Annotated in this window: 23 protein-coding genes; 18 read left to right on the forward strand and 5 right to left on the reverse strand. The window is 68.4% G+C overall.

What is annotated here, in order from left to right:
* Positions 1-93: 93 nt before the first annotated feature.
* From hppD to AMYAL_RS46105, 12 genes are all read left to right on the forward strand, one after another.
* On the forward strand, positions 94-1,152 hold the full coding sequence (gene hppD / locus AMYAL_RS0125500; protein ID WP_020634097.1) for a 4-hydroxyphenylpyruvate dioxygenase: 1,059 nt from the start codon (positions 94-96) through the stop codon (positions 1,150-1,152).
* Positions 1,149-2,228, forward strand: coding sequence for an alpha-hydroxy acid oxidase (locus AMYAL_RS0125505; RefSeq protein ID WP_020634098.1), 1,080 nt, complete (start codon positions 1,149-1,151; stop codon positions 2,226-2,228). The genes hppD and AMYAL_RS0125505 overlap by 4 nt, the downstream gene beginning before the upstream one ends.
* Positions 2,229-2,245: 17 nt before the next feature.
* Positions 2,246-3,580 carry a cation:proton antiporter gene (locus tag AMYAL_RS0125510; protein WP_020634099.1) on the forward strand — a complete coding sequence of 445 codons (1,335 nt, stop codon included), beginning with the start codon at positions 2,246-2,248 and terminating at the stop codon, positions 3,578-3,580.
* Positions 3,581-4,057: 477 nt separating this feature from the next.
* Positions 4,058-5,488, forward strand: a complete 1,431-nt coding sequence (locus AMYAL_RS0125515; RefSeq protein ID WP_026467436.1) for an NDP-hexose 2,3-dehydratase family protein — start codon at positions 4,058-4,060, stop codon at positions 5,486-5,488.
* A gap of 1 nt (position 5,489) precedes the next feature.
* Positions 5,490-6,461: an NAD-dependent epimerase/dehydratase family protein gene (locus AMYAL_RS0125520; RefSeq protein ID WP_020634101.1), complete on the forward strand. Its 972-nt coding sequence runs from the start codon at positions 5,490-5,492 to the stop codon at positions 6,459-6,461.
* On the forward strand, positions 6,458-7,567 hold the full coding sequence (locus AMYAL_RS0125525; protein WP_020634102.1) for a DegT/DnrJ/EryC1/StrS family aminotransferase: 1,110 nt from the start codon (positions 6,458-6,460) through the stop codon (positions 7,565-7,567). Before AMYAL_RS0125520 ends, AMYAL_RS0125525 begins: the two co-directional genes overlap by 4 nt.
* A 23-nt stretch (positions 7,568-7,590) precedes the next feature.
* Positions 7,591-8,205, forward strand: a complete 615-nt coding sequence (locus AMYAL_RS0125530) for a dTDP-4-dehydrorhamnose 3,5-epimerase family protein (RefSeq protein ID WP_020634103.1) — start codon at positions 7,591-7,593, stop codon at positions 8,203-8,205.
* Positions 8,206-8,646: 441 nt separating this feature from the next.
* Positions 8,647-9,747: a 3,5-dihydroxyphenylacetyl-CoA synthase DpgA gene (dpgA, locus tag AMYAL_RS0125535; RefSeq protein ID WP_026467437.1), complete on the forward strand. Its 1,101-nt coding sequence runs from the start codon at positions 8,647-8,649 to the stop codon at positions 9,745-9,747.
* Positions 9,741-10,403, forward strand: coding sequence for an enoyl-CoA-hydratase DpgB (gene dpgB, locus AMYAL_RS0125540; protein WP_020634105.1), 663 nt, complete (start codon positions 9,741-9,743; stop codon positions 10,401-10,403). Before dpgA ends, dpgB begins: the two co-directional genes overlap by 7 nt.
* Positions 10,400-11,626, forward strand: coding sequence for a (3,5-dihydroxyphenyl)acetyl-CoA 1,2-dioxygenase DpgC (dpgC, locus tag AMYAL_RS0125545; RefSeq protein ID WP_020634106.1), 1,227 nt, complete (start codon positions 10,400-10,402; stop codon positions 11,624-11,626). Before dpgB ends, dpgC begins: the two co-directional genes overlap by 4 nt.
* Positions 11,623-12,420 (forward strand): enoyl-CoA-hydratase DpgD, encoded by a 798-nt coding sequence (gene dpgD, locus AMYAL_RS0125550; RefSeq protein WP_020634107.1) that lies wholly within the window; start codon positions 11,623-11,625, stop codon positions 12,418-12,420. Before dpgC ends, dpgD begins: the two co-directional genes overlap by 4 nt.
* 230 nt (positions 12,421-12,650) lie before the next feature.
* A complete protein-coding gene (locus AMYAL_RS46105) occupies positions 12,651-13,751 on the forward strand; it encodes a 3-deoxy-7-phosphoheptulonate synthase (RefSeq protein ID WP_020634108.1) in 1,101 nt (366 codons plus the stop codon).
* Positions 13,752-13,786: 35 nt separating this feature from the next.
* Here AMYAL_RS46105 and AMYAL_RS0125560 read toward each other — a convergent pair whose 3' ends face one another.
* Complete coding sequence (locus AMYAL_RS0125560) at positions 13,787-14,359, reverse strand: peptide deformylase (protein ID WP_020634109.1); 573 nt, start codon at positions 14,357-14,359, stop codon at positions 13,787-13,789.
* A 45-nt stretch (positions 14,360-14,404) separates the two neighbouring features.
* On the opposite strand from AMYAL_RS0125560, the gene AMYAL_RS0125565 reads away from it, so the two are divergent.
* The 6 genes from AMYAL_RS0125565 (at position 14,405) to AMYAL_RS0125590 (ending at position 19,656) form a co-directional block, all read left to right on the forward strand.
* Positions 14,405-14,956 carry a PadR family transcriptional regulator gene (locus AMYAL_RS0125565; protein ID WP_020634110.1) on the forward strand — a complete coding sequence of 184 codons (552 nt, stop codon included), beginning with the start codon at positions 14,405-14,407 and terminating at the stop codon, positions 14,954-14,956.
* Between the two features lie 487 nt (positions 14,957-15,443).
* On the forward strand, positions 15,444-16,343 hold the full coding sequence (locus tag AMYAL_RS46110; protein ID WP_020634111.1) for a phytanoyl-CoA dioxygenase family protein: 900 nt from the start codon (positions 15,444-15,446) through the stop codon (positions 16,341-16,343).
* A gap of 12 nt (positions 16,344-16,355) precedes the next feature.
* Complete coding sequence (locus AMYAL_RS46115) at positions 16,356-17,279, forward strand: DMT family transporter (protein ID WP_020634112.1); 924 nt, start codon at positions 16,356-16,358, stop codon at positions 17,277-17,279.
* Between the two features lie 344 nt (positions 17,280-17,623).
* Complete coding sequence (locus AMYAL_RS0125580) at positions 17,624-17,935, forward strand: hypothetical protein (RefSeq protein WP_020634113.1); 312 nt, start codon at positions 17,624-17,626, stop codon at positions 17,933-17,935.
* A gap of 34 nt (positions 17,936-17,969) precedes the next feature.
* Positions 17,970-19,178 carry a hypothetical protein gene (locus tag AMYAL_RS0125585; RefSeq protein ID WP_020634114.1) on the forward strand — a complete coding sequence of 403 codons (1,209 nt, stop codon included), beginning with the start codon at positions 17,970-17,972 and terminating at the stop codon, positions 19,176-19,178.
* Between the two features lie 76 nt (positions 19,179-19,254).
* Entirely contained in the window at positions 19,255-19,656 is a 402-nt protein-coding gene (locus AMYAL_RS0125590) for a hypothetical protein (protein ID WP_020634115.1), read from the forward strand.
* Between the two features lie 75 nt (positions 19,657-19,731).
* On the opposite strand, the gene AMYAL_RS0125595 is transcribed toward AMYAL_RS0125590, so the two are convergent.
* From AMYAL_RS0125595 to AMYAL_RS0125610, 4 genes are all read right to left on the reverse strand, one after another.
* On the reverse strand, positions 19,732-20,589 hold the full coding sequence (locus AMYAL_RS0125595; protein ID WP_020634116.1) for a hypothetical protein: 858 nt from the start codon (positions 20,587-20,589) through the stop codon (positions 19,732-19,734).
* Between the two features lie 252 nt (positions 20,590-20,841).
* Entirely contained in the window at positions 20,842-21,582 is a 741-nt protein-coding gene (locus AMYAL_RS0125600) for a hypothetical protein (protein ID WP_020634117.1), read from the reverse strand.
* An 82-nt stretch (positions 21,583-21,664) separates the two neighbouring features.
* The gene (locus AMYAL_RS0125605; protein WP_020634118.1) at positions 21,665-22,147 is read right to left on the reverse strand and encodes a hypothetical protein; all 483 of its coding nucleotides are present in this window, start codon (positions 22,145-22,147) and stop codon (positions 21,665-21,667) included.
* Between the two features lie 139 nt (positions 22,148-22,286).
* Entirely contained in the window at positions 22,287-23,417 is a 1,131-nt protein-coding gene (locus AMYAL_RS0125610; protein ID WP_020634119.1) for a hypothetical protein, read from the reverse strand.
* Between the last annotated feature and the right edge of the window lie 5 nt (positions 23,418-23,422).

Raw genomic sequence — 23,422 nt, forward strand, 5'->3', positions numbered from 1 at the left:
TGGACGGAGGTGTCAAGCGGACACCATTGATGAGCCCTGGGGCCCGCGCCATTCTGGGCATGAGGATTTACGTCTATTCCACGGAGGAATGCCTTGTCTTCGCAAGAAAGCACGCAGAATTTCGAAATCGACCACGTGGAGATGTACGTGGCCAACCTCGAGGTGGCCGCGTCCGGCTGGATGGACAAGTACGGCTTCACCGCCGCCGCCACGGACCGGTCCGCCGACCACCGGAGCGTGACCCTGCGGCAGGGCCCCATCGCGCTGGTCCTCACCGAGCCGACTTCGGACCGCCACCCTGGCGCGACCTACCTCCAGACCCACGGCGAGGGAGTGGCCGACATCGCGCTGCGCACCCCGGACGTGGCCGCCGCCTTCGAAGCCGCGGTGAAGGCGGGGGCGCAGCCCATCCGTGAACCGGGCGAGCGCGCGGGGTCGGTCACGGCCACCGTCAGCGGTTTCGGGGATGTCGTGCACACCCTGGTCCAGCGGGACGTCACCGGCGAGACGCCGGACGCCTTCCGCGGCAGGGGAGCACTGGAACTGCTCGCGATCGACCACTTCGCGGTCTGCCTCAACGCGGGGGATCTCGGCCCCACGGTGGCGTTCTACGAGCGCGCCCTCGGGTTCAAGCAGATCTTCGAGGAGCACATCGTCGTCGGCGCCCAGGCGATGAACTCCACCGTCGTGCAGAGCGCGTCGGGCGAGGTCACCCTCACCCTGATCGAGCCGGACAAGACCGCCGACCCCGGCCAGATCGACGACTTCATCAAGGAACACCACGGGGCGGGCATCCAGCACATCGCCTTCACCAGCCCGGACGCGGTCCTCGCGGTCAAGGAGCTTTCCTCGCGCGGGGTGGAATTCCTGAAGACGCCGGACGCCTACTACGACCTGCTCGGCGAGCGGATCGAACTGGAAACCCATTCGCTCGACGATCTGCGGGCGACGAAACTGCTCGCCGACGAGGACCACGGCGGCCAGCTGTTCCAGATCTTCACCGCCTCCACGCATCCGCGGAAGACCATCTTCTTCGAGATCATCGAGCGGCAGGGCGCGGGGACCTTCGGCAGCTCCAACATCAAGGCCCTGTACGAAGCCGTGGAGCTGGAGCGGACCGGACAGAGCAAGCTCGGCCCCGCCCGTCGATGACCCACGTCTGCCTGGACGATCTCGAACGCGCGGCGCGGGCCGCCCTCCCCGGCGAGATCTGGGACTTTCTCGCCGGGGGCAGCGGCGCGGAGACCTCCCTGGAGGCCAACCGCGCCGCGCTGGAGCGGATCTTCGTGATCCCCCGGATGCTGCGTGAGCTGACCGGCGACACCGTCGGGACCGAGCTTTTCGGCCGCCGTGCCACGCTGCCGGTGGCTGTCGCGCCCGTCGCGTACCAGCGGTTGTTCCACCCCGACGGCGAACTCGCGGCGGCACGCGCCGCCCGTGACGCCGGCGTGCCGTACACCATCTGCACGCTGAGCAGTGTCCCGCTGGAGGAGATCGCGGCCGTCGGCGGACGGCCCTGGTTCCAGCTGTACTGGCTGCGCGACGAGAAACGCTCACTGGAACTCGTCCGCCGCGCGGAGGACGCCGGCTGCGAGGCCATCGTGTTCACCGTCGACGTGCCGTGGATGGGACGGCGGCTGCGAGATCTGCGGAACGGGTTCGCGCTGCCGGATTCCGTGACGGCGGCCAACTTCGACGCGGGCGGGGCCGCGCACCGCCGGACCAGCGGGCAGTCTGCGGTGGCGGACCACACCGCCCGCGAATTCGCCCCGGCCACCTGGGAATCCGTCGAGGCCGTCCGTGCGCACACGGACCTTCCGGTGGTGCTCAAGGGGATCCTCGCGGTCGAGGACGCGACCCGCGCCGTCGACGCGGGAGTCGGCGGGATCGTGGTGTCCAACCACGGAGGCCGTCAGTTGGACGGTGCCGTGCCGGGAATCGAGATGCTGGGCGAGATCGCCGCCGCCCTGTCCGGCTGGGACGGCGAACTGCTGCTCGACGGCGGGATCCGCGGCGGCGGCGACATCCTCAAGGCGATCGCGCTGGGGGCGTCGGCCGTCCTGATCGGACGGCCCGCGATGTGGGGGCTCGCCGCGGGCGGCGAGGACGGCGTCCGGCAGGCGCTCGACCTGCTCACCGTCGAATTCCGGAACGCGCTGGGCCTCGCGGGTTGTGACTCGGTGAGCGCGGCCCGACGGCTGGGCACGCGGGTTTCCCGCCACAACTGACCTTCCTAAGGAGGAAAGTGCTTCTCTCGCTTCCGGCGCCGGTCGCCCCGATCGCCGCCCACAGTCTCCTGATCTTCCTGCTGCAGGTGGGTCTGCTGCTCCTGCTCGCCGTCGTCCTCGGACGGCTGGCGGCCCGGTTCGGGATGCCGGCGGTGGTCGGTGAGCTGGTCGTCGGGGTGATCCTCGGTCCGTCGCTGCTGGCGTGGGCCGCACCGGGGCTGCACGGCTGGCTTTTCCCCGCCGTCAGCGAGCAGTACCACCTTCTCGACGCCGTCGGCCAGATCGGGGTCATCCTCCTGGTCGGTTTCACCGGTATGCAGATGGACATGGGCCTGCTCCGGCGGAGGCGTGGCGCGGCGGCCGGAGTGGGCCTCGGCGGCCTGATCGTCCCTCTCGGACTGGGCATCGGCGCGGGGTACGTCCTGCCCAAGATGCTGGTTCCCGAAGGCACGGACATCACCGTCTTCGCGCTGTTCCTCGGTGTGGCGTTGTGCGTCAGCGCCATCCCGGTCATCGCCAAGACCCTGATGGACATGAAACTGCTGCACCGCAATGTCGGGCAGCTCACGCTCGCCGCCGGCGCGATCGAGGACGCCTTCGGCTGGTTCATGCTGTCCATCGTCAGCGCGATGGCGGTCACCGCCGTGTCCGCGGGCGCCGTGCTCCTCTCGCTCGCTTACCTGATCGGCGTCGTCGTCTTCGCGCTCACCATCGGCAGGCCGCTGGTCCGGGGCGTGCTGCGCACCGCGGCGAAATCCGACGGTCCGGGGCTCACCGTCTCCGCCGCCGTCGTCCTGATTCTCCTGGCCTCGGCCGGAACGCAGGCTCTCGGTCTGGAAGCGATCTTCGGGGCGTTCCTCTGCGGCATCCTGATCAGCACCGCGGGCAAGGTGGAACCGGCGAAACTAGCCCCGCTGCGCACCGTCGTCCTCGCCGTCTTCGCGCCGGTCTTCTTCGCCACGGCCGGATTGCGGATGGATCTCACCGCGCTGATCCGCCCGCCGGTCCTGCTCACCGGCCTGGCGGTGCTCGCACTGGCCATCATCGGCAAGTTCGTCGGCGCGTACGCCGGCGCGCGGCTCAGCGGCCTGAACAAATGGGAAGGGCTCGCGCTCGGCGCGGGGCTGAACGCGCGTGGCGTCATCGAAATCGTGGTGGCCATGGTGGGGCTGCGGCTGGGCATCCTCAGCGTCGAGATCTACACGATCATCATCCTCGTCGCGATCGTCACCTCGCTGATGGCGCCGCCGATCCTGCGGTTCGCGATGAAGAGGGTGGAGCAAACCGCCGAAGAAGAGGTGCGGGAGACCGAGCACCGGGCGTGGACTTCGCATCAGGAACAACCGCTGTAGCGGGCTCGGGACTCTCTTTCCCTCGCCGGAAACCCTGGGTGCCGGTGCGCGTGGGTTCCCGCTTGGCAGGTTGCGAAAGCCACTTTCGCAACGTTGGGTGTTGCGAAAGTGGCTTTCGCGACATGGCTTTCCTGTCTTCCGCCGGGGGGAGGCGGTTGGTGGCCCTTGAAGCTCGCTTGGGTGTCGCGAAAGCCACTTTCGGGACGTTGGGTGTTGTGAAAGTGGCTTTCGCGACATGGTTTCCGCGTTTGGTGCAGGCGAGGGGGGATCCCCGCTCGCGTTGTTCCCGCCTGGCAGGTTGCGAAAGCCACTTTCGCAACACCGCTTCCCAGCACCGGCGACCACGCCACCCCAGCCTCACCCTCGGCAAAGCGGATTGGACGAGCTGGACCGTTTCGCCGGGCCGAAGTTAACGTTCGTCGGGCGCGGGGCGAAGGAAACCGAGTTTTCGTTGGCACGCAAAGGGGATAGCCAGTCATGACAAGGAGTCCTTCGACACTGCCTTGCCCCGCCCCGCCGGTCGCGGTACGTCCCCGTGACCCCCGCGACCACGCGGAGCGCATCGCACTGTCCGCCGCGACGACCGACGGCGCGCACATGCGGACCGAGGACGTCCGCGCCTGGATCGCCGAACGCCGTGAGGCCAACGTCTTCCACGTCGAACGCATCCCCTTCGCCGAGCTGGACCTGTGGGGCTTCGACGACGTCACCGGCAACATCGTGCACCGGAGCGGACGGTTCTTCAGCATCGAGGGACTGCACGTGGTCGAGGCCGACGGCCCGCACGGCGACGGCCCCTACCGCGAGTGGCAGCAGCCGGTCATCAAACAGCCGGAAGTCGGCATCCTCGGCATCCTCGGCAAGGAGTTCGACGGCGTCCTGCATTTCCTGATGCAGGCCAAGATGGAGCCGGGGAACCCGAACATGGTGCAGCTCTCGCCGACCGTGCAGGCGACGCGCAGCAACTACACCAAGGCACACGGCGGCACGAACGTGAAGCTGATCGAATACTTCGCCCCGCCCGACCCCGAGCGGGTCATCGTCGACGTGCTCCAGGCGGAGCAAGGCTCGTGGTTCCTCCAGAAGTCCAATCGCAACATGATCGTCGAGACCGTCGGCGACGTGCCGATGTGGGACGACTTCTGCTGGCTCACCCTCGGCCAGATCGCGGAGCTGATGCACGAGGACCTGACGATCAACATGAACGCCAGGAGCGTGCTGTCGTGCCTGCCGTACCCGGACGAGGCTCCCGGCGCGCTGTTTTCCGACGTCCAGCTCCTGTCGTGGTTCACCAACGAGCGTTCGCGCCACGACGTGCGTGCCGTCCGGATGCCGCTGAAGGACGTGCGTGGCTGGAAGCAGGGCGTCGAAGCGATCGAGCACGAGGACGGCCACTACTTCAAGGTCCTCGCGGTCGCCGTCAAGGGCAGTAACCGCGAGAAGGTCACCTGGACCCAGCCGTTGATCGAATCCGTCGGGCCGGGGCTCATCGCGTTCCTCGTGCGCGACTTCGGCGGCGTACCGCATGTTCTGGTGCATGCCCGCGCCGACGGCGGCTTCCTCGACACGGTCGAGCTGGCGCCGACCGTCCAGTGCACACCCCAGAACTACCTGCATCTGCCCGCGGAGAGCCGCCCGCCCTTCCTGGACGCCGTCCTCGGCGCGCCGCGATCGCGGATCCGTTACGAGGCGGTGCATTCCGAAGAAGGCGGCCGTTTCCTCAGTGTCTGTGCCCGCTATCTCGCGATCGAGGCGGAGGACACGGTCGAGGCCCCGCCCGGCTACGCCTGGGTCACCCCGGCCCAGCTCACCGCGCTCACCCGGCACGGGCACTACGTCAACGTCGAGGCCCGCACGCTCCTCGCCTGCCTCAACGCCGCGACGGCCCAGCCGCGGGGAGGTGCCTGATTTGAAGACGATCACCGTGCTCGGCGCGTCGGGTTTCGTCGGCTCGGCCGTCCTGCACGCGCTGGCACGGCGGCCGATCCGGCTGCGGGCCGTGGCGCGCAGGCGGTGCACACCCCCGCCCGGCCGGGCCGAGACCACGGTCGTCACCGCCGATCTCACCGACCGTGCGGCGCTCGCCGACGCCGTCGAGGACTCGGACGCGGTCGTGTACCTGCTTTTGGGAGACGGCGGCTGGCGCGCGGCCGAGGGCGCCGAACGCGTGAACGTGGGGGTGCTCCGGGACCTCGTCGAGATCATCGGCGACGGCGACGGGCCGCCACCGGTGGTGGTGTTCGCCGGCACCGTCCTGCAGGTCGGCGTGCCGCCGCGGGAGCCGCTCGACGGGAGCGAGCCCGACCGGCCGGTGGCTCCCTACGACGTGCAAAAGCTCGTGGCGGAACAGCTGCTCATGAAGGCCACGGCCGACGGCCGGGTGCGCGGGATCAGCCTGCGGCTGCCGACGGTCTTCGGCGAGACCGCGGCCGAAGGCGCGAACCAGGACCGCGGCGTGGTGTCCGCCATGGTGCGGCGGGCGCTCGAAGGACTGCCGCTCACCGTCTGGGGCGACGGCACCGTGCGCCGCGATCTCGTCCACGTCGACGACGTCGCGTCGGCGTTCACCGCGGCACTGGATCATCCGGATCCCCTGGTGGGCGGGCACTGGCTGATCGGCGCGGGCCGGGGTGATCCGCTGGGCGAGGTCTTCCGGCTCGTGGCGAAGGAGATGTCCGGGCACACCGGGAAAAGCCCGGTGGAGGTGACCTGCGTGGAACCGCCGCCGCACGCGCCCGAGACGGATCTCCGAAGCCTCACCATCGATTCCACGCCGTTTCGGGCGATCACCGGCTGGCGCCCGGAGGTCTCGCTGTCCGATGGGGTACGTCGCACTGTCGCCGCTTTGACGTCATCAGTTCATGGAAAGGTTCGCACATGACCACGCGTGTTTGGGACTACCTGGCCGAATACGAGACGGAGCGGCTCGATCTGCTGGACGCGGTCGAGACGGTCTTCAACTCGGGGCAGCTCGTGCTGGGCGCGAGCCTGCGCGGCTTCGAGTCGGAGTTCGCCGCGTACCACGGGGCCGGGCACTGCGTCGGCCTCGACAACGGGACGAACGCGATCAAGCTAGCCCTGCAGGCGCTGGGTGTCGGACCGGGCGACGAGGTGATCACCGTGTCGAACACCGCCGCCCCGACCGTGGTCGCCATCGACGGCACCGGCGCCACCCCGGTCTTCGTCGACGTCCGCGAGGACGATTTCCTGATGGACACGAGCCAGGTCGAGGCCGCGATCACCGAGCGCACCAAATGCCTGCTGCCCGTGCACCTGTACGGCCAGTGTGTGGACATGGCCCCGCTGAAGGCGCTCGCCGCGAAGCACGGACTGTCTCTTTTGGAGGATTGCGCCCAGGCGCACGGCGCCCGGCAGAACGGGACGATCGCAGGCACGACCGGCGACGCGGCCGCGTTCTCCTTCTATCCCACCAAGGTGCTCGGCGCGTACGGCGACGGTGGCGCGGCCATCACGTCCGACGAAGCCGTGGACCGGAAGCTGCGACGGTTGCGCTACTACGGCATGGAAGAGCGCTACTACACGGTGGAGACGCCCGCCCACAACAGCCGTCTGGACGAGGTCCAGGCAGAGATCCTGCGGCGCAAGCTCAAGCGTCTCGACGCGTACACGGTGGCCCGCCGCGCCGTCGCCGCCCGCTATGCCGAGGGGCTGGGCGACACCGAGCTGAAGCTCCCGCGAACCGTTCCCGGCAACGAGCACGTGTACTACGTGTACGTGGTGCGGCACCCGCGACGCGACGAGATCATCGAGCGGCTCAAGGCGTACGACATCCACCTGAACATCAGCTACCCGTGGCCGGTGCACACCATGACCGGCTTCGCCCACCTCGGCTACGAGACGGGTTCCCTGCCGGTCACCGAGAAACTGGCCACCGAGATCTTCTCGCTGCCGATGTACCCCGCGCTTTCCCCCGACCTGCAGGACAAAGTGATCCACGCGGTCCGCGAAGTGCTGTCCAGCCTCTGATCACGCCGACCACGGGAGCCGCTGTGCAAGCACGCAAACTCGCTGTCGAGGGCGCATTCGAGTTCACCCCCCAGGTGTTCCACGACGACCGGGGCTCGTTCGTCTCGCCGTTCCAGGAAAAGGCCTTCACCGAAGCCTACGGCGGCCCGCTCTTCCCGGTGACGCAGACGAATCACAGCAGGTCCAAACGCGGTGTGGTGCGGGGAATCCACTACACGACGACACCGCCCGGTACCGCGAAGTACGTCTACTGCGCAAGTGGCAAGGCGTTGGACATCGTGGTCGACATCCGCGTCGGCTCGCCGACGTTCGGCCGGTGGGACGCGGTTCTGCTGGACCAGGAGTACCACCGGGCGATGTACTTTCCCGTCGGCGTCGGCCACGCGTTCGTAGCGCTCGAGGACAACACCGTCATGTGGTACCTGCTTTCCACGCCCTACGACGTGCGGAACGAACTCGCCCTCTCGGTCCTGGATCCCGCACTCGGCCTGCCGATCGACCCCGGTGTCGAACCGATCCTGTCCGATCGGGACCAGCTGGCGATCACGCTCGCCGAGGCGGAGCGACAGGGGCTGCTGCCGGACTACGCCACCAGCGTGGATCTCGAACGGCGCCTGACTCGTGACCTGATCTCGTGACCTCGCCTCGTGAGTGGTGTCTTGCTCGCTCGCCGCCGCGCCGGCTTCGGATGGCGCGAAAGCCACTTTCGGGACATCAGACGTCCCGAAAGTGGCTTTCGTGACACCGGCCGGGGGCGTCGGCTGCTGACGCGGGGCTTTGGGAGTGTTGCGAAAGCCACTTTCGCAACCTTCAACGTTGCGAAAGTGGCTTTCGCAACGCCGTCGTGCCGCGCCGGGTCGTGAGCGGCGATGCGGCGATGCGGCGATGCGGTGAAAGTCCCCTTCGCCCGAACAAGATGTCACTCACCGAATTCCGCGTTGGACGACGTTGACCGCCGCGATCCGCCGAGCTTAATTTCCCACTGTCCACCGAAATCCGAGAAAGGTGCGATCGATGCCCGCTGCGCGGTTCAAGCAGCTACTCCGAAGCAAGTTGAGAACATGGGGATGGATGTATCGATGACTGCTCTAGCCGAATCAGCCGAAGCCCTTTCCGTCTTCACCGGGCTGACCGAGATCACCAGGTTCGCCGGCGTGGGAACCGCGGTCTCCGAGTCGTCCTATTCGCAAGCCGAACTGCTCGACATCCTCGACATCGAGGATCCCAAGATCCGGTCGATCTTCCTCAACAGCGCGATCGACCGCCGTTTTCTCACGCTGCCGCCGGAGGGTCCCGGCGGCGCCCGCGCTTCGGAGCCGCAGGGCGACCTCCTCGACAAGCACAAGAAGATCGCCGTCGACATGGGATGCCGGGCGCTCGAAGCCTGCCTGAAGTCGGCGGGCGCGACGCTTTCGGATCTGCGTCACCTGTGCTGCGTCACGTCGACCGGGTTCCTGACTCCCGGCCTGAGCGCGCTGATCATCCGCGAGCTGGGCATCGACCCGCACTGCAGTCGTTCGGACATTGTCGGCATGGGGTGCAACGCCGGCCTGAACGCGCTCAACGTGGTCTCCGGCTGGTCCGCGGCGCATCCCGGTGAGCTCGGCGTCGTCCTGTGCAGCGAGGCCTGTTCCGCCGCCTACGCGCTGGACGGCACGATGCGGACCGCGGTGGTCAACAGTCTTTTCGGCGACGGATCCGCGGCTCTCGCGGTCGTCTCCGGCGACGGCCGGGTGCCCGGCCCCCGTGTCCTGAAGTTCGCGAGTTACATCATCACCGACGCGGTCGACGCGATGCGCTACGACTGGGACCGCGACCAGGACCGGTTCAGCTTCTTCCTCGATCCGCAGATCCCGTACGTGGTCGGCGCGCACGCCGAGATCGTCATCGACCGGCTGCTGTCCGGTACCGGGCTGCGCCGCAGCGACATCGGCCATTGGCTGGTGCACTCCGGCGGCAAGAAGGTGGTCGACGCGGTCGTCGTCAACCTCGGCTTGAGCCGGTACGACGTCCGCCACACCACCGGTGTGCTGCGTGACTACGGGAACCTCTCCAGCGGCTCCTTCCTCTTCTCCTACGAGCGCCTCGCCGACGAGGACGTCGCTCGTCCGGGGGATTACGGCGTGCTCATGACCATGGGGCCTGGCTCCACGATTGAAATGGCGCTTATTCAATGGTGACGCGTAACGAAGTGAACGGCGGACCGGTGCTGCGTTTCGACGGTGCCCGGCCGTTGTCGGCCGCGGCGGTCGAGGAGATCGACGCCCTCTGCGATCGTGCCGAGGACCATCGCGGCACGGGTCCGGTCATCGTCCACGTCACGGGCGCCCCGCCCGCGGACTGGGCGAAAGGGCTGGCCGTCGGCCTGGTGTCCAAATGGGAGCGGGTCGTGCGCCGGTTCGAGCGGCTCGGCAGGCTCACGGTCGCGGTGGCGTCGGGGGAGTGCGCCGGGATGGCGCTGGACCTCGTCCTCGCGGCCGATGTGCGGATCGCCGAACCCGGCACCACGCTGCGCCTCTCCTGGGCCGGGGGCGGCACCTGGCCGGGGATGACCGTGTACCGGCTGACCGAACAGGCGGGCGCGGCGGGCATCCGGCGGGCCGTGCTGCTCGGGACCCCGATCGGCACCGACCGCGCGCTCGCCCTCAGCCTCATCGACGAGGTGTCCGCGGATCCGGCGAAGACACTGGCCGAACTGGCCGAGGTCACCGACGGCGCCGAGACGGCGATCCGGCGGCAGCTGATCTTCGAAGCGGGCTCGGCCACCTTCGAGGAGGCGCTCGGCGCTCACCTGGCCGCGGCGGATCGGGCCCTGCGACGGGAAGCCAAGCCGTGACGACGGATTCCAGGACTCTCCCGCCGGGGCTCGACTTCCGGGCTCTGGCGGGGGAGGCCCACCGGGTCGACGACGAGATCCGGGCTCTGCGCACGGAGTTCGTCGAGGCGCACGCCGAGGAGATCTACGACGAGCTCACCGAAGGCCGGAGCAGGTACCTGCGGATCGACGAGCTCGTCCGGGCCGCCGCGTTCGCCTTCCCCGGCCTGGTGCCCTCGGAAGAGCAGATGGCGGCCGAGCGTTCGCGTCCGCAGGCGGAGAAGGAAGGGCGCGAGATCGACCAGGGCATCTTCCTGCGCGGGATCCTGCGCGCGCGGGAAGCCGGCCCGCATCTGCTCGACGCCATGCTCCGGCCCACGCCCAGGGCACAGCGCCTGCTGCCCGAGTTCGCCGAAACCGGTGTCGTGCAGATGGAGGCCGTCCGGCTGGAGCGCCGTGACGACGTCGCGTACCTGACCCTGTGCCGCGACGACTGCCTGAACGCCGAAGACGCGCAGCAGGTCGACGACATGGAGACCGCGGTCGATCTGATGCTGCTCGATCCGTCTGTCCGAAAAGGACTGCTGCGGGGCGGGGTGATGAGCCATCCCCGCTACCGGGGGCGACGGGTGTTCTGCGCGGGGATCAACCTCAAGAAGCTCAGCTCCGGTGACATCCCGCTCGTCGATTTCCTGCTGCGGCGGGAACTCGGCTACCTCCAGAAGATCTTCCGCGGCCTGCGCACGGACGGCTCCTGGCATTCCCGGACGATCGAGAAGCCGTGGATGGCGGCCGTCGACTCCTTCGCCATCGGTGGCGGGACCCAGCTCCTCCTGGTCTTCGACCACGTGCTGGCGGCGTCCGACTCGTACCTCAGCCTGCCCGCGGCGAAGGAGGGGATCATCCCCGGTGTGTCGAACTTCCGGCTTTCCCGGATCGCCGGGCCGCGGGTGGCGAGGCAGGTGATCCTCGGCGGCAGGCGGCTCCGGTCGGACGAGCCGGACGCGCGGTCGATCGTCGACGAGGTCGTCCCGCCGGAGGAGATGGACGCGGCGATCGAGGCCGCGCTGGCCCGTCTCGACGGGGAAGCCGTGGTGGCCAACCGGCACATGCTGAACCTCGCCGAGGAGCCGCCGGAGGAGTTCCGCCGGTACATGGCCGAATTCGCGCTGCAGCAGGCGCTGCGCATCTACGGCGCGGACGTGATCGGCAAGGTGGACGGCTTCGCGGTGGGTGCGCGATGAGCGAACCCCGTGTGCGGTACGAAAAGAAGGACCACGTCGCCTACGTGACGATGGACCGGCCCGCCGTGCTGAACGCGATGGACCGGCGGATGCACACGGAACTCGCCGGGATCTGGGACGACGTCGAGGCCGACGACGAGATCAGGGCGGTGGTGCTGACCGGCGCGGGGGATCGCGCGTTCTCCGTCGGCCAGGATCTCAAGGAACGCGCGCGGCTGACCGAGTCGGGCGTGGAAGCCTCGACGTTCGGCAGCGGCGGTCAGCCGGGGCACCCCCGGCTGACGGACCGGTTCACGCTTTCGAAGCCGGTGGTCGCCCGTGTGCACGGTTACGCGCTGGGCGGCGGCTTCGAACTGGTGCTCGCCTGCGACATCGTCATCGCCTCCGAAGACGCGGTCTTCGCGCTGCCGGAGGTCCGGCTGGGCCTGATCGCCGGGGCGGGTGGCGTTTTCCGGTTGCCACGGCAGCTTCCGCCGAAAGTGGCGATGGGCTATCTGCTCACCGGGCGCAGAATGGACGCGGCGACAGCGCTTCGGCACGGGCTGGTGAACGAAGTCGTGCCGGTGGCCGAGCTCGATCGGTGTGTCGCCGAATGGACGGACGATCTCGTCCGGGCCGCGCCGCTTTCGGTCCGCGCGATCAAGGAGGCCGCGCTGCGATCGCTCGATCTCCCGCTCGAAGAGGCGTTCAAAACCGTGTACCCGTGGGAAGAACGCCGACGGCGGAGCGCGGACGCGAGTGAGGGTCCCCGTGCCTTCGCCGAGAAAAGAGATCCGATCTGGACCGGTCGATAGCTTCGGCGACGGCGCTCGGGAACCGGGTTGGACAGGGCATTTTCCGTTGTTTTGCGTGAACGATGGTGGGAGATTTCGGGGTAAGAGAAATCACCGAAAATCTCGTCCAGATCGAGTGCTGCCGGGCTTTTCCCGAGCTTGCTCAATCCTTCACCCGAGACCGCCGCCCTGGCCGGGGAAACCCCGGCTTTCCCCTTGCCCGGTGCCGGCAGAAATCCTGGATACCTGTGATGACGACCATCGCCGCCGCCGATCTCGACAACCAGCGCATCGACCGGATGGTCCCGCTGGTCACCCCGGCGTTGCTGCACCACGAACTCCCGCTCAGCGCGACCGCGGCCGACACGGTGCGGCAAGGCCGTGAATCCGTCGTCCGCGTCCTCGACGGCACGGACGACCGGCTGCTCGTGATCGCCGGGCCCTGCTCCATCCACGATCCCGCCGCGGCACTCGAATACGCCGACCGGCTCGCGTCCCTCGCGGGCCGGTTCGTCAACGATCTGCTGATCGTCATGCGCGTGTACTTCGAAAAGCCCCGTACGGTCGGCGGCTGGAAAGGGCTCATCAACGACCCCCACCTCGACGGCACCGGCGACGTCAACCGCGGGCTGCGCATCGCCAGGGACCTGCTGCTCGAACTCGCCGAGGGCGGCCTGCCCGTGGCGAGCGAGTGGCTGGACACCACCATCCCGGCTTACCTCGCCGACACCGTCTCCTGGGGCGCGATCGGCGCACGGACGGTGGAAAGCCAGAACCACCGCATGCTCGCCAGCGGTCTGTCCATGCCCGTCGGCTTCAAGAACCGGCGCGACGGCGATGTCACCGTCGCCGTCGACGCGATCCGCGCCGCCGACGCCCGCCACGTCGTGCCCGGCGTCGACCCCAGCGGCCTGCCCGCCATCCTGCACACCGTCGGCAACCCCGACTGCCACCTCGTCCTGCGTGGCGGCAACAGCGCGCCGAACCACCACCCCGCGTCGGTCCGCGAAGCGCTCACGGCCCTGCAGAACGCCGGCCTGGCCCGCCGGGTCGTGATCGACGCCAGTCACGACAACAGCCGCAAGGACCATCTCCGTCAGGCCGCCGTCGCCGGGCAGATCGCCGAACAGGTCGAGAACGGCCAGCGCGGCATCGTCGGTGTCATGCTCGAATCCAACCTCCAGGCGGGCCGCCAGGACCTCCACCCCGACCGGCCGCTCACCTACGGGCAGTCGATCACGGACGCCTGCATCGACATCGCCGCCACCGGCGAGGTCCTCCAGACCCTCGCCGCGGCGACCGCCGCCCGCCGACGGCACGGCAAGCGGCAAGGGGGCGACGTGACCATCTGATCGCGTCGGCGGCCTCGGAGCCGCCGGTGACCTGATCAGTGGCCGAACGGGTCCGGGACCTCGCCGGGCAGCCAGGTGTGTCCCGGCCCGGTCCAGCCGTTCCGCTTGAGCATCCGTTTCGCGTCTCGCGCGTGCCTGCCGACGAGGCGTTCCAGGTAGAGCTTGCCCGCCAGGTGATCGGTCTCGTGCTGGAGGCAGCGCGCGAAGTAACCGGTGCCTTCGACGGTGATCGGCGCCCCGTGTTCGTCGAAGCCGTCGACGGCCGCCCAGCCCGCGCGGCCGGTGGGGAAGACCTCGCCGGGAACCGAAAGACAGCCTTCGAGGTCATCGTCCGGATGGGGCATGGTCTCGGGGATCTCGGACGTCCGCAGGACCGGATTGACGATGTGGCCACGGTGGCGCTTTCCGGTGTCGTCCGGGCAGTCGTAGATGAAGACGCTCCTGGCGTCCCCGATCTGGTTGGCCGCCAGACCCGCTCCGTTGGCGGCGGTGTTGGTCGCGTGCAGATCCTCGATGAGGCGGACGAGGTCGTCGTCGAACTCGGTGACAGGAGTCGCCGCCGTGGCCAGTGCCTGCTCACCGCGGATGAGGATGGGGCGGATGGTCATGCGACGAGAGTACTCAAACGCGAGTACTCGTGTTGTACTAGTGCGGTGAACCCGACCAGACTGTTCGTCCTCGGTGCGCTCGCCAAACGCGGCCCCATGCACGGCCATCAGCTCCGCCGCGAGGCGCGGATGGACCGCACCGATCTGTGGTCGCAGGTCAAACCGGGTTCGCTCTACGGGGCGTTGCACCGGCTCGAAGGCGAGAAGCTGATCGAGCCCGTGCGGACCGAGCAGCTCGGCGCGCTGCCCGCGCGGACGGTGTACTCGATCACCGCCGAAGGGCACCGTGAGCTTCGTGCCCTGCGAGACGAGGCCTTCGCCGAAGTGGTCCTCAAACCCGACCCGGTGGACCTCGCGCTGGTCGTCAGCGGGGATCTCGACCGCGAGATGCTGCGGGGCTATCTCGAAGACCGTCTCGCGGCGCTGACCGCCCAGGCGACCCAGTTCGGTCACCTGGGCGAGCGGAGGTGGCCCGATCAGTCCGTCGCCGACGACCTCGTCCTGGAGCACGCCCGGCTGCGGATCGAAGCCGAACTGGCCTGGCATCAGCTGGTGCTCTCCCGGCTGGACAAGCTGTCCGAAGCGGGCGAGCCGTAAGCCCGGCCATCCTCATTCCGGCGCGGTCCACGATGTGGGCGCGCCTTGCGTCCTGATGGCGCGACTTCCGGGACGCCGGAAATACCGCGGGCGGACCGTGTTGACCGGAATTCAACGTATCTTTCCCGTCGGCGGCTCCCGATCATGCGCCGCGTTTCGTATTCGGGCGGTCAGCCGAATACGAAACGCGACTTTTTTCGATTCCGTCGCGGTGACGCGGAATAAAATCGGCAAGTGGCGACGCGGCGAATGGGAGTGGTTCCCTGGCGGCACGGGATGCTGTCACTCCTTCGGCGGATGGTGCTCCGCAACCGGGCGGCGACATCCTGGGCGCAGCCAAAAAACTGGGGATTCAAACGGCATGTCGCAGGTTTTGTCAACGCCGTCGAATCAAGGGGAAACCATGGAAATGGCACGATCCGAAGGAGTATCGAGTCCGGCGAGAACAGATTGGCAAGGGGACGACCAGCAATGGTGGGACTGGTACATGACCCTGGCGTCCCGGCCGTCGTCCGAGCCCGCTGAAGTGCCTCTCGGCCCGGAACCGTCCCACGAAATCGAGGCGCCCGAATACGAGGTGCACGCCAGTCTCGCCGAGCCGTACGAGCTGACCGAGGAAGACCTCTCGTTTTTCCGCCGCAACGGCTATGTGAGGCTGCGGAACATGCTGTCGCCGTCGGTGATCGCGACGCTTTCCCGGCGGGTGGACGAACTGTTGGACGCGGCGCACGGATCCGGCAACGACGGCCGTTTCCTGGCCTTGGAGCAGGTCTGGCTGACCGATCCCCTGGTGCGCGGAGTGACCTTGTCCCGCCGATTCGGCGACGTCGCCGCACGGCTGCTGGATGTCGAGTCCGTTCGGCTTTATCACGACAACATTCTCTCGAAAGAGTCCGGCTGCGGGCGTACGCCCTGGCATCGCGACGACCACCATTATCCGCTGGATTCCCCCGCGGTCTGCACGTCGTGGTTACCGCTGCAGCGGATCCCCGTCGCCATGGGCACCTTGACCTGTCTTTCGCGCACGTCGGTTTCCGACTCGCTGCTGCGGATTCCCCTGTCCGTGGAGAACAGCTCGTACGACCGCGAGGTGGAGGACGAACTGCGGAAAGACGGCGTGATCCCGGACTCGAGCCCGTTCGAAGCGGGTGAGGTGTCCTTCCACGCCGCGGACTGCTTTCACACCGCGGGCCCCAACCGGACCGGCTTTCCGCGCCGCGTCCTGTCGTCCACCTATTACGCGAATGGGGCCAACGTCATCGAGAACCCCACGGTGCTGAGCGGCGCTTGGCAGGATTTCCTGCCGGGTGTCGCGCCGGGCAGCCCGGCCGTCTCCGAACTGAACCCGCTGGTCGGCTCGGCGGCTTACTCGTCGTCCGCGCGCTGACGGCCGCTCGACATGGCAAGCGCGGCAAGAATCGGGCTGCTCGCCCTGCTCTGGGGATCGACCTTCCTGTGGATCAAGATCTCGCTGAGAGGGTTCACCGCCATCCAGGTCACCTTCCTGCGGATGGTCATCGGTGCCGCCTTCCTGCTGGCGGTGATCTGGCTTCTCCGTCGGCGGCGGGCGTCGTCGGGTGCCTTGCCGTGGAGACACATCCTGGTGTCCGCCGCCCTCGCGAACGCGATTCCGTACCTGCTGTTCACCCTGGCGGAGAAGGAGATCAGCTCGTCGTCGGCGGGGGTCATCAACGCCACCACCCCGATGTGGACGTTCCTGGCCGCGTGGGCCTTCACCCGCGGCCGTCGCGACCACGACGTGCGGCAGCTACCGGGTCTGGTGCTCGGCTTCCTGGGCTGCGTGCTCATCTTCAGCCCCTGGGAGAAGGACTCCGGGATGATGACCTGGGGCGGCCTCGAATGCCTCGTCGGATCCTTGTTCCTCGGGGTCAGCTACGTCTACATGTCCCGCTTCCTGGCGGGCAGGGGGATCTCCCCGCTGGTCCTCTCGGCGGGGCAGCTCTCGGCCGCCGGTGCCCTGCTCGCCCCCGCGCTCGCCGTCGAAGGGGCGCCGATTCTCGAGCTGCGAGCCGACGCCCTGGTCGCCTTGGCGATCCTCGGCTTCTTCGGCACCGGGGCGGCGTACATCCTCAACTACCGCATCATCACCGACGACGGCACCGTGAGAGCGTCGACGGTGACGTACCTGCTCCCGGTCGTCTCCATCGTTCTCGGTGCGACAGTGCTCGGCGAGCGGCCCACCCCGACGATGCTCATCGGCGTCGTGGCCGTTCTCGCCGGCGTGGCCCTGACCCGGCTCAAGAACCGGGACAACGACCCCGGCGGCCCACGTTCACTCGTCCGAGTCAGCGGACCCTCGTGACCCCTGCACCGGCGCTGTCCGGCGGTGTGCGGGGTTGTGAAAGCCACTTTCGCAACCTTCAACGTTGCGAAAGTGGCTTTCGCAACGTCCGCGGAGGCGGGAAGCGGGACCCGGCGGCCGTGGAGCGTCGCCGGTGACGCGGATGCCGAAGCGGTAAGATCCTCCCTCCGTCGGGAACCGATCCCCGGCCGGGTGCGTCGATCTACACGAACGGCGTCACCGCGTTTCGGGAAACGACACGCACGGGTGAGTGAGAGCTCATAAGGTGCGCGGTACAGCAGTGTGGGTCAGGCAGTGTGGGGCAGCAAGCACGGGCGCGGGCGCCGGGACTGGAGGGATCATCAATGACTCGCCGATTCGATCCGGAGCAGATCGCGGCGTTGGCCAAGAAGGTCGGCGGGCTGAAGGACGGCTTCAGCAAGACGGGCAAGGAACTGGGTGACGGCGATCCCGGCGGCGCGTTCGGCGACCTGAGCAACGCGGCCAGCACGGGCAAGACGATGAAGGGGTTCCACCAGGGCGTCAACGCGCACCTGTCGGCCGCCTCGAAGCTCGTCGACGCCGCGTCCATCGCGCTGGCCAACGCCGCCGAGCGAATGCGGAACGACGAAGCCGCGGGTGTGCACACCCTCCGCGGCAACCGCGAGCGGGATTGATCGGACCGAAGACGGGAACCAGGGGGATTTACCGATGACCACCGCGGAGCGGAATCCGGGCACGCTCGACGACCCGTCGCACGACCGTCCGAAGTCGCTGGACGCCATCGACAAGCACGCCCAGCAGACGCAGAAGCTGAACTCGGGTGCCGTCAACGACCAGGCCAGGAAGGTCGGCGGAGCCGCCACCAGCGCCAATGACCTCGGGGACGACCTCAAGGCCTTCCGCGAAGACGTACTGCGCCACTGGGAGGGCAAGGACGCCGACGCCGTCGCCGACCACCTCGAGAAGCTCGGCAAGGCCAGCTACAAGGTCAGCGACAAGGCCGAGGCGGCCAAGAACATCCTCCAGCGCGTGTCCGAGATCCTGGACGACGTCAAGAAGAAGGTCGCGCAGCTCGCCCAGGAGGCCAACGACAAGGACGCGGACAACCGCGCGCTGATCGACTCGGCCCGCCGCCGGAAGAACAGCTCCAAGGACGACAACGAGATCGCCATCGCCGCCTCCGACATCGAGCGGCTCCGGCAGCTCAACGAGAAGGACTCGAACGGCAAGAAGGACGAGATCGAGAAGGCGCTCGACGACGCCGAGAAGCAGATCGACGACCTTCTCAAGCCGCTCGGCCTGGAGATCGAGAACGGCTTCCTGGAGCTGGTGCCCGCGGACACCGGCCAGACCACCGCGTCGAGCGTCCACGCCACCCCGGTCAACCACGTGCCCAGCCACGGCGGCGGGGACGGTGGTGGCGGCGGTGGAGGCCATGGTGGCGGTGGTGGTGGCGGTGGCGTCGCCGGGGTCCAGGGCGACGGGCGGCCGGCCAAGCCGATCGACGCCCGTGGCGACAACCCGGCCAAGATCGCCGAGAAGTTCCTCGGCCGCAACGCCGGTGACCTCAAGGGCAGCGGTGAACTGCCCGCCATGCAGTCGTGGGTGCCCAACAACGTCAACTGCGCGAACTTCGTCTCCGGCTGCCTGGAGGCGTCCGGCCTGATCGACAAGGGCCAGGCGAGCGCCTCGGTCGCGGGGCTGACGGCCAACCTCGAGGCCGACGGCTGGCGGTCGGTACCGCTCTCCGAGGCGAAACCCGGCGACGTGGTGATCTCGAACAACGGCGGGCACGTCGTGTTGTACGCGGGTGACGGTCAGTTCATCGGCTCCAACAACATCAACCCCGACGGTTCGCAGAAGATCAGCATGGGCGGCGGTGGCGGCCTCGTGAAGATCCTCACCCCGCCGACCTGATCCGACAGAACGCCATAGCAGCACCGGGCAAGCCGACGCGGCCGTCGTCGCTGCCCCGCCAGTGGGAGGTAGCCAGATGTACACCCGATCGTCCCCGGAGGCGCTGAACCCCGGCGACCCGGTCCGGGAAGCGGTGCTCCAGGCCGCCACCGCCCGGCTCGACGAGGAGTTCGGCGATCAGGTCCGGGTGGCCGTGGAGCAGCTCGACCGGCTCGGCCCCTGGGTGTTCCTCCAGGGGACCATGCGCGGCGTCGAAGCCGGACGGCCGTACTACGCCGGAACCATCTACGAGAACAAGCGAGCCGATGGCGTCATGTCCGACGTCTACGTCGCCCTGCTCAAGAAGACCAGCGAGACGAGCGTCGACAACGACGCCCGGTCCTGGCGTCTGGCCAACTACGCCATCGGCCCGACCGACGTCGCGTGGCTGACCTGGGCGGACGAGCACGAAGCACCGCACTCGCTGTTCGGATTCTGAGCCGAGTACCGGAAGGCCCCCTTCCCCGCGCCAGGCGTGGGGAAGGGGGCCTTTCTTCGCGGTGTGCCCGCCGGATCAGGGGCGGTAGATCTCCTTGACCACGGAGATCTGGTCGTCGCCGTTCACGGTGATCTGCGCGAGCACCGGGTTGCCGTCCTTCAGCTGCTGGAGCAGCTGGTCCTGGCCGCACGGCCGGTTGCCGAGGCCCTGGTCGTCGATGGTGACCGAATCGCTCGGGCATACGGTGGCCGCGCTGAACACCTTGCCGCCCTTCTGCAGCGGAAGCCGGTAGGTCTGCTCGCCCTCGCCGTGGCCGGTCAGCTGGAAGCGGACCATCCGCGCGCCGGCGTCGTACCCGGTGAACTGCACCGCCTGGGTGGAGTTCGGGAACTTGCGGGCCTGCGGCGAGGGCGCCTTGCCGGTGCCGCCCGCGGGCCTGGTCTCCAGCTGCAGGGAGTCGTTGGGCACGCCGCAGACCACCGCGCCCTTGCTGCCCGCGTCATCCGCCTGGCGGGCGCAGGTCCACCGCCCCTGGACATCGAGCACGCGCTCGCCAGGGCCTTCGGCCTGCGGCAGCTTCTTGTAGTACTCGGCGATCACGTTGAACGCCTCGGTGCAGCCCGGCGTGGTGCCGTCGGTGGCGGCCACCGCGATCAGGTCCATCTTCTGCCGCCCCGGCGCGCCGACCTGGCCGCCGTTCTTGCTGCAGTTGACGTCACCGTTCGACGTGGTGCCGCCGGTCCCGCCGGCCGCCGCCCCCTGGCCGCCGCTGTCCGCTCCCTGGCCTCCGGTGGCCGCCGTCTCCGCCGCGTTCCGCACCGGAGAACCATTTCCTGCGACACCGTTTCCGCTGCACGCGGAAAGGAGTGCGGTGGCGGCGATCGCCCCGCCGACCATGGCCATTTTGATTGTCTTCTTCGCGGTGAATTTCATTTCTGCGCCCCTCTCGCGTCTTTTGTCGAAGCTTTGTCCAGAAGACGTGAGAACCGGAATCGGGTTGCTCCGGGGAGCGGGTGCGGCGCAGGGTTGCCCGAAGGTCCGAACCCTCCTGCCTTCACGGGCAGGACCGCCTTTTGCTGGGCAACCTCCCGGCACGGGTGCGACGATTGGTCTGTTATGTCCGGCTTTGCCGCCGTGAGGCGGTGCGGTGCGCCGGTCGGGCCTGCCCGGCCGGCGCACCGTCGCCTACGGAATGACGCGGTTGCGCAGGTTATTCGGGTACGGGCCTTCGCCGTGGATGTTCAGCTCGGTGCCCACCTCGAAACTGTAATAAGGATGCGAGCTGAAATAGCTGTCCAGATTGGTGCCGCCGAAGCAGATCAAATCCGCTCCACCACCCGAATTGGGGCCGTTGCACAGGCTCAGCGTCGGGTAACGGAACGAGTCCAGCGGCCGGAAACCGGCGCCACCGGGGCCGGGGACGGGCAGGTGCCCGATCAGCCCGCCGGGGTCACCCGGCCAGTTCGACTCGCCGGGCTGCCGCCGCCCGTCGGCGAACAGCACCCCCTGCATGTTCCGGCCGGGCGGCTCGGTCTCCAGCACGGTGCCCGCGACGAGGGCGCCGAGGCTGAACCCGACGATGTACACCTTGGTGTCGAGGTCGCAGCCGTAGGTGACGTAGAGGTTGTAGAGCGCGGTCCTGAGGTTGGCGACGCCGGCGTCGACGTCGGTGTAGAGATTGATGTCCGCTTCGCTGTTCGGGTACGGGATGCGCACCGGGTTGGCGCCACCCGGCGCGAGCGCCGGGTCCAGGAGCTTCTGGGCCCCGCCGTCCCGATAGCCCGGCACGACGAACATGACCGGCCCGCACGCGCCGTCCGGTCGGGCTGCCGCCGCCTGCGCCGCACCCTGGCCGGCGAGCGCACCGGTCAGGGTCAGGACGGACAGGACGGCGGTCGCGAGCAGGCGCGCTCTGGCTTTTCTCATCGGTTTCTCCCCGCTGTTGATTTCCCCGCCGAACGCTAATGAGCGAAGATGAAATACCGATGAAACCGTCGTGGGGGAAAAGTCAGAACGCGGCTTGCCGCGCACGCCCCCGTGGCCGGGAGCGGTTTCCGGAGCGGAACGCGACGACCCCGGCGGCCAGCGATCCGGATTCCGCGAGCCGCGTCACCCGTTCGGGTAGATAGTGGTCGTCCGTGACGAGGTCGTGTCCGACCAGCAGCAGCCCGGCCCGTTGGGTGACAGCGAGTTGCTGCCACCGCTGAGGAAGGTCGACGCCGACGTGGCTGACCAGCGGGCGGACGTGTGGCCAATGGACGCTGAGGCGTGCGTGGCCGGAATCCTCGAAGGTCACTTCGATCCGCCACCCCGGAACGAGCGCCAGGGGTACACGCCGGATATCGGTGGTCAGCGGCAATCCGCGGGACTGGGTCACGTCCAGCAAAGCGTCGGGTCCGTGTGCCGAATGGCCGTCCATCAGCAGTGCCGCGAATTCGCGTTCGCCGAATGTCCAGACGATACCTTGGAAACGGATCTGGGTCCCGTTCATCGACAAACCCCCCCCGTGTTTCGAAGGAATGCGTTCGTGCCGGGCACGGTCGGCCCAACGTAGGCCCGGAACGCCGCACTTCACGGGCGCCGGAGGAAAGATCACCTCAAGCGACCAACCGGCCGTGCGCACTCCCTGCTCAGTTCGGCGGTGTCCATAACTGTCGGTGAAGACGCTGGGCCATCGTGTTGAGCTGGTGCTGGACCGCGCGGGGGAGGGTGGCGAGGGAGTCGGCGGTGGCCGTCAGATTGAGGGTGATGTGCCCGCCGTGCGGGACGCGGATCGGGATCGCCGTACAGCACAGGCCGTGCTGGTCGGGAAAGGTGTGTTCCCACCGGTTCACCGTGACCTGCCCGCCGACGATCGGGGCGAGCCCGGCGGCGTTGACCCCGGCCCGATCGAGATTCCAGCAGGCTCCTTCGAGATAGCCGAGCCGGTCGGCGGCGGCCAGTGCGCTCCGGTGCCCACCGCGATGCAGCACGATGTCGTCGGCGTCGAGGACGACGGCGAGCAATTCGTTGCGCGCGGCCAGGTCGGTCAACGCCGCCAGGGCGGGGAGGGGGGAATTCCGGCGGCGCTGACGCAGTTCGTCCGCGTCGACAAGGACGGCCTCGGTGCCGCGCTCGGGGTTCAGGCCGCGTTCTCGGGCGAGCCGCCAGGCGTCGAGGATGACCGGCCGCGGGGCGAGGAGGTTCGCGTGCCCGCGATGGAAGTCCTCGTGGACGCGTTCCCCGGCGCGCAGCCATCGCCGGTGTTCGTGGCCGTCCCCGACGAGGAAGGGTTCCAGGGTGCGGCGGGCGTTCTGCCGATGACGGCGAAGGGTGTCCTGGCTGATTCCCAGCGCGTCGGCGACGTCCTTGACGTCCCATCCCGCCTGACGGCGCAGGCAGAGCCAGGCCAGGATCTCCCGCTGCCGTCGCGGGGAAATGGCCAGGGCCTGTCGTACGCTTTCCGGCTCACGGGCTCGGTGGTAACTGTCGGCGGCGGAATCGCGCCCTGGCTGAAGCAGGTTGCGGACCCATCGCGTTTCCCGTGCCAGCCGGGCGGCTCGTCTCTTTCGAGTGGTGTCCAGTTCGTGTTTGACGGCGGTGCGCAGATAGCAGTACTTCTTCTCGACCGCGGTCCACCGCTCCCATGAGCGCAGGACGCAGAAGGCCACCGCACTGGCGGCGTCCTCGGCGTCGGCGTGGCGGGCTCCGGCCGCCAGGCCCATGCCGATCATTTTCGGATACCAGAGCTCGAAGAATTCCGTCCGCTCAGCGTCTTTCATGGTCG

This window comes from Amycolatopsis alba DSM 44262 (assembly GCF_000384215.1).
In the GTDB taxonomy this organism is placed as follows: Bacteria; Actinomycetota; Actinomycetes; order Mycobacteriales; family Pseudonocardiaceae; genus Amycolatopsis; species Amycolatopsis alba.